General features: G+C 69.9%; 6 protein-coding genes. 3 read left to right on the forward strand and 3 right to left on the reverse strand.

Annotated features, from left to right (window positions below; all coding sequences use genetic code 11):
• On the reverse strand, positions 1 to 238 hold a 238-nt coding region (locus FNH05_RS32490; RefSeq protein WP_222426773.1), incomplete at its 3' end, for a homocysteine S-methyltransferase family protein.
• A complete protein-coding gene (locus FNH05_RS32495; RefSeq protein ID WP_144592669.1) occupies positions 235 to 867 on the reverse strand; it encodes a TetR/AcrR family transcriptional regulator in 633 nt (210 codons plus the stop codon). The genes FNH05_RS32490 and FNH05_RS32495, both read right to left, overlap by 4 nt.
• A 306-nt stretch (positions 868 to 1,173) precedes the next feature.
• On the opposite strand from FNH05_RS32495, the gene FNH05_RS32500 reads away from it, so the two are divergent.
• The 3 genes from FNH05_RS32500 to FNH05_RS32510 are packed head-to-tail and all read left to right on the forward strand — an operon-like array spanning position 1,174 to position 3,675.
• On the forward strand, positions 1,174 to 2,271 hold the full coding sequence (locus FNH05_RS32500) for a helix-turn-helix domain-containing protein (RefSeq protein ID WP_246128078.1): 1,098 nt from the start codon (positions 1,174 to 1,176) through the stop codon (positions 2,269 to 2,271).
• A gap of 20 nt (positions 2,272 to 2,291) precedes the next feature.
• Complete coding sequence (locus FNH05_RS32505; RefSeq protein ID WP_144592670.1) at positions 2,292 to 2,945, forward strand: YdcF family protein; 654 nt, start codon at positions 2,292 to 2,294, stop codon at positions 2,943 to 2,945.
• On the forward strand, positions 2,893 to 3,675 hold the full coding sequence (locus tag FNH05_RS32510) for a WbqC family protein (protein WP_144592671.1): 783 nt from the start codon (positions 2,893 to 2,895) through the stop codon (positions 3,673 to 3,675). The genes FNH05_RS32505 and FNH05_RS32510 overlap by 53 nt, the downstream gene beginning before the upstream one ends.
• A gap of 8 nt (positions 3,676 to 3,683) precedes the next feature.
• On the opposite strand, the gene FNH05_RS32515 is transcribed toward FNH05_RS32510, so the two are convergent.
• Positions 3,684 to 4,463 carry a TIGR01458 family HAD-type hydrolase gene (locus FNH05_RS32515; RefSeq protein ID WP_144592672.1) on the reverse strand — a complete coding sequence of 260 codons (780 nt, stop codon included), beginning with the start codon at positions 4,461 to 4,463 and terminating at the stop codon, positions 3,684 to 3,686.
• Positions 4,464 to 4,740: the final 277 nt, after the last annotated feature.

Below are 4,740 nucleotides of genomic sequence, written 5' to 3' on the forward strand. Positions count from 1 at the left end.
GTTCCACGCTGCGCCGCAGCAGCATCGGCCCGTCCAGCCCGCGCTCGGCGAACGCGGCAAGGCTGCCCTGGTAGCTCGCCGTCGTCGCGATCCGCGCGCCCGCGCGGAAGAACGCCTCGTGCACGGCCATGATCTCGCCGGGCGCCTCGGACAGCAGCCGGGCCGACCACAGCCCGCCCGACAGGTCGTGGCCGCGGGCCTGCAGTTCGGTGGCCAGACCACCGTCGAGCACGATCAGGACGGGCCTTCCGCCAGCACCCGGAGTTCGCGGCACCAGTTCTCGGCCAGGATGTCGAGCACCGTCTCCCGGTCGTGCCGGACCCCGCGGATCAGCCAGTGGTAGCAGAGGCGTTCCAGTTGCAGCACGAGCAGGCAGGCCCGGGTGATCCCGGCCTCCTCGTGCTCGCCGCGCCACCGCGCCAGGTACGGCTCCAGGCGGCACACCGCGTCCACGATCCACTGGTAGTGCCGCGCCGCGATGCGCGGGTCCGCCGCCATCGCGTGGTTGACCACCTCGATCTCCACCGCGTAGCGCGTCCAGAACTGGAGTACGTGCTCGTCGAGCCAGGCCCGCACCTGCTCCCTCGCCGGTCCCGGGAAATCCGCCCCCAGGTGGTAGATCCCGCCCTCCTCCGGCAGCACGCGCTCGAACAGGCAGGCCGCGATGTCGGCCTTGTCCCGGAAGTGCGCGTAGAAGGTGGCGCGGCTGCCGTTGGCCGCTTCGACGATGTCGGCCACGGTCGCGGCGGGATAGCCGAGGGCGGCGAACACCCGGCGCGCACAGTCGAGGTAACGCTCGTGCGCCTCCCGCCACTGCTGTTCTCGGAAGGCGTTGCGTGGCGGCGCGGCGGCGGGAACCGGACTCACCCCTTCATGGTATGCGTCGAAAACCCTTACCGCTTCCCGGAAAACCGCCCCTCGAGCGGACTCGGACCGGTGTTCGCGAAAGCGCCCGTCACGAGGCCGGGAAAAAGCCGTCCGGCCCGGCCTGCCCGACCTGACGCGCGGGGAGCTGGAGCGGCACCCGGCGCCGGGGAATCGGCCCGGGACAAAGGAGTCAACCCGGCGACGAGTGCCTGCTCTCCAGGCTGCAGCAACGACTACCTGACGGAAACGAACTGTTGTTGCACTTTCGGTGTACTTGAACCACCCCTAACGGGTTAACCTGGGGAGGTGGGTGTTCCTGGGGATGCGCATCACGTGGCCGCCACCGCCCACCACTGGAGCGGGCGGGAGGCGCGGCTGCTGAGGCATGCGCTCCGCCTGTCCGTACGCTCCTTCGCCGGCTACCTCGGCGTCGCCGCGCGCACCGTCGCCAAATGGGAGTCCGGCGGCTCCGCCACCGTACCGCGTCCGGACACGCAGGCCATCCTCGACACCGCCCTCTCCCGGGCCGAGCCGGAGGCGCGGCGGCGCTTCGATCTGCTTCTCCGCCGGACGGAACCGGCCCCGGCGCCGGAACCCGCCGCCTCCGGCTACGACTACGACGCCTGGGCCGACGATCTCGACCGGACCATGGCCTGCCTGGGCCGCCAGGAGTTCGCCCTCGCCCGCACGCTGCTGGACCGGTGGCTGCGGCGGTACGAACCCAACAGCAACGACACCCAGGGCATGCACCTCTACGGCCGCTCCCTGCGGCTGCTGGGCGAGGTCCAGCAGGACCAGGGCGAACTGCACGGCCCGCTGTCGGCGCAGCAGACCTACCGGAAGGCGCTGCGGGTCTTCACCGAACTGGACACGCCCCGGCGGGTCGCGCAGATCGAACTCAAGCTCGTGGTCCTCGACGAGATGGCGGGGCGGCTGGAATCGGCGGCGCGGCAGTACGAATCGCTCACCGAGGACGAGCGGCTGAGCGAGCACGACCGCATCCGGGCCCAGTTGTGGGTCGGCACCGCACTGAGCAAGCGTGGTCTGAACGAGACCGCGACCCGGCACATCGTGCCGGCGATCCGCAATTTCGAAACGATGGAGGAGCCGGAGGACTGGTCGATCGCGCACCAGAAGCTCGCGCTGGCGCACCGGGGCGCCGGGGACCTCACCGCCGCCGCCCAGGCCATCGACGTCGCGCTCACCCACCGCGTGAACGACACCCCGCTGCAGAAGGTGCGGCTGGAAACCGCGCACGCGCACATCCTGGTGTCCGATCGCGCCACCCGGCACAACGGGCTGAGCATGCTGGAAAACTGCGCCCGGGTTTCCGCCGAATTCGGTCTCTTCCACCAGTTGCAGAGCATCGACGGAATCCGCCGCGCGTTCGAGCGCCAAGCATGATCGGGATCGGTGCCGGCGGCATGTTCAGGGATCTGATCGACCGGGGGTGGGACGACGCCGAGGTGATCTGGCGCTACCACCGGCTCAACCACACGCCGAGGCGCTGCTCGGCCGCGATCGCGCTCGGCTGCAACGACCTGGGGGTCGCCGCGCACGCCGCCGAGCTGTACCACCGGGGCCTGTTCCCGGTGGTGGTGTTCAGCGGCGCCAACAGCCGCGAAACCTTCACCGCCTTCCCCCGGGGCGAAGGGGTGCACTACCGCGAGCGCGCGCTCGAACTCGGGGTCCCGGACGAGGCGATCCTGGTCGAGCCGCGCGCCACGAATACCGGAGAAAACATCACCCTTTCGCGTGATCTTCTTCGTGATCGAGGGATTCGGGTCGATTCGCTCATGCTGGTCTCGATGCCTTATATGGAACGTCGCGCCTACGCCACCACGCGGAAGGTCTGGCCCGAGGTCGAACCCGTGTGCGCCTCCGTTCCGCTCTCACTTTCCGAGTATGTCAAGGAATGCGACCACGGCACGGAGCTCATCGACATGATGATCGGGGATCTCCAGCGCATCATCGAGTATCCCGGACAGGGATTCGCGATCAGCCAAGAAGTTCCCCCATCCGTGTATGCCGCGTATCAGCGACTCGTGGCCGCCGGATTCCGCAGCCGCATGTTGTGATCGAATACGGCCCGTGGCCGTATTCGACCGAAGATCCTGCGCCGTCCATCAACCGAATTTCTTTCCACGTTTGTCCACGCTCGCGAAGCTTTTCCAGGCCGACGTCTGGGTGGTGCTCGACGACGTGCAGTTCAACGCGCGCGACTACCAGCACCGGGCGCGCCTCGCCGCGCTGGACGATCCGAGCGCACAGCGCTGGCTCACCATCCCGGTGCACCGCCCGGCGGGCCGCGCCAGCCGGATCAACGAACTACTGCTGGCCGACCCCGCGCTCAGCCGCCGCCGCGTCGCCCAGCTCACGCGCCAGTACTACCGGCGCGGTCCGCACTGGGCCGGCACGCGTGACGCCGTGGAGGAGGTACTCGCCGCGATCGAGCTCACCGACCGGCTCGCCGACGTGGCCGAGGTGTCCACCCGCACGCTGCTCGACCGCCTCGGCTGGCACGGCACCGTCGTCCGCAGCAGCACCCTGACCGCCAGCACGGAACGGTCCCTGCGGCTGGCCGATCTCACCGAGGCGGTCGGAGCGGGCACGTACCTGTGCGGCCGGGGCGGGGCGAGATACCTCGACGAACGGCCGTTCGCACAGCGCGGGCTCACCGTCCACTACCCACCACCGCCGGAACTCGCGGGCAAGGACGGCCTGCGCGCCGCGAGCGCGCTCTGGGCCATGGCCGTGCTGGGGCCCAGCGCCGTGCGCGACGAAATCACCGCCACCGTCGGGGTTTAGGGAGGCTCCTACGGCAACCGGCCGAGGAAGGCGGGCAGGTCGGCGAAACCGTCGAGGACGTGGTCCGGGGGCTCCGGCGCGCTCCGATGCGTCTCGGGGCGGTATTTGCCGGTCTTGACGAGTATTCCGATGAGACCGTGGCGCTGCGCGGCGAGCACGTCGGCCTCGATGTCGTCGCCGATCATCGCCGTGGCCCCCGGTTCCGTCCCGAGCGCCGTCAGCGCGGTGGCGAAGAAGGCACCGGAAGGCTTGCCCACCACCTCGGCCTCGACCCCGGCGGCCTGTTCGAGACCGGCCAGGAAGGCGCCCGTGTCGAGCCGCATCCCCTCCTCCGTCCGCCAGTACAGGTTGCGGTGCAGCGCGACCAGCCGGGCACCTCCTTGCAGGTAACGGAAAACCCGGTTCAGCTCCGCATAGCCGAACTCGGGCCCCGCACCCCCGACGAGCACCACGTCCGGCTCGTCGCCGACCAGGTCCACCCCGGCCAGATCGGCGGCGATGTCGCCGCTGTTGAGCAGGAAGCAGCGCGCGCCGGGGTGGTGCTCACGAAGGTAGGAGGCGGCCACGGCGGGCGCGGTGAACACCTCGGGCGCCTCGATCGGGAAACCCGCCGAAGACAGCGTCTCGGCGATCGAGGCGCGGGTGCGGGAGGTGGTGTTGGTGAGGAACGCGAACGGATACCCGTTGTCGCGCAGCCACCGCACGGCGTCCACCGCGCCGGGCAGCGGATGCCACGACACGGTGAGGACCCCGTCGATGTCGATCAGCAGCGCGCGAATCCGCTCCATGCCCCAAGGGTAGGAGCGGCCGCGGCCCCGCGCTCTTTACCCGGGGATGGGAGTTTTCCGGGAAAGGTCAAGGAAAAGTACCGGTGTGGTAATACCCTGATCCGCAACGCCGTCCTTACCGGTGGACGGCTATGTTCGACGACCGTGCGTCTTTCCTCGAACTTGTCCCGATTCCTTGGTTCCTGCGCGGTCGCCGGGGTACTGGTGGCGGGGGTGGCGGCGCCGGCCGCCCTCGGCGCGGGCATGCTGTCGAACCAGGTCAGCGACGCGGTGGCGG

Origin of the sequence: Amycolatopsis rhizosphaerae, assembly GCF_007713715.1 — a bacterium.
GTDB classification, from domain to species: Bacteria; Actinomycetota; Actinomycetes; order Mycobacteriales; family Pseudonocardiaceae; genus Amycolatopsis_E; species Amycolatopsis_E rhizosphaerae.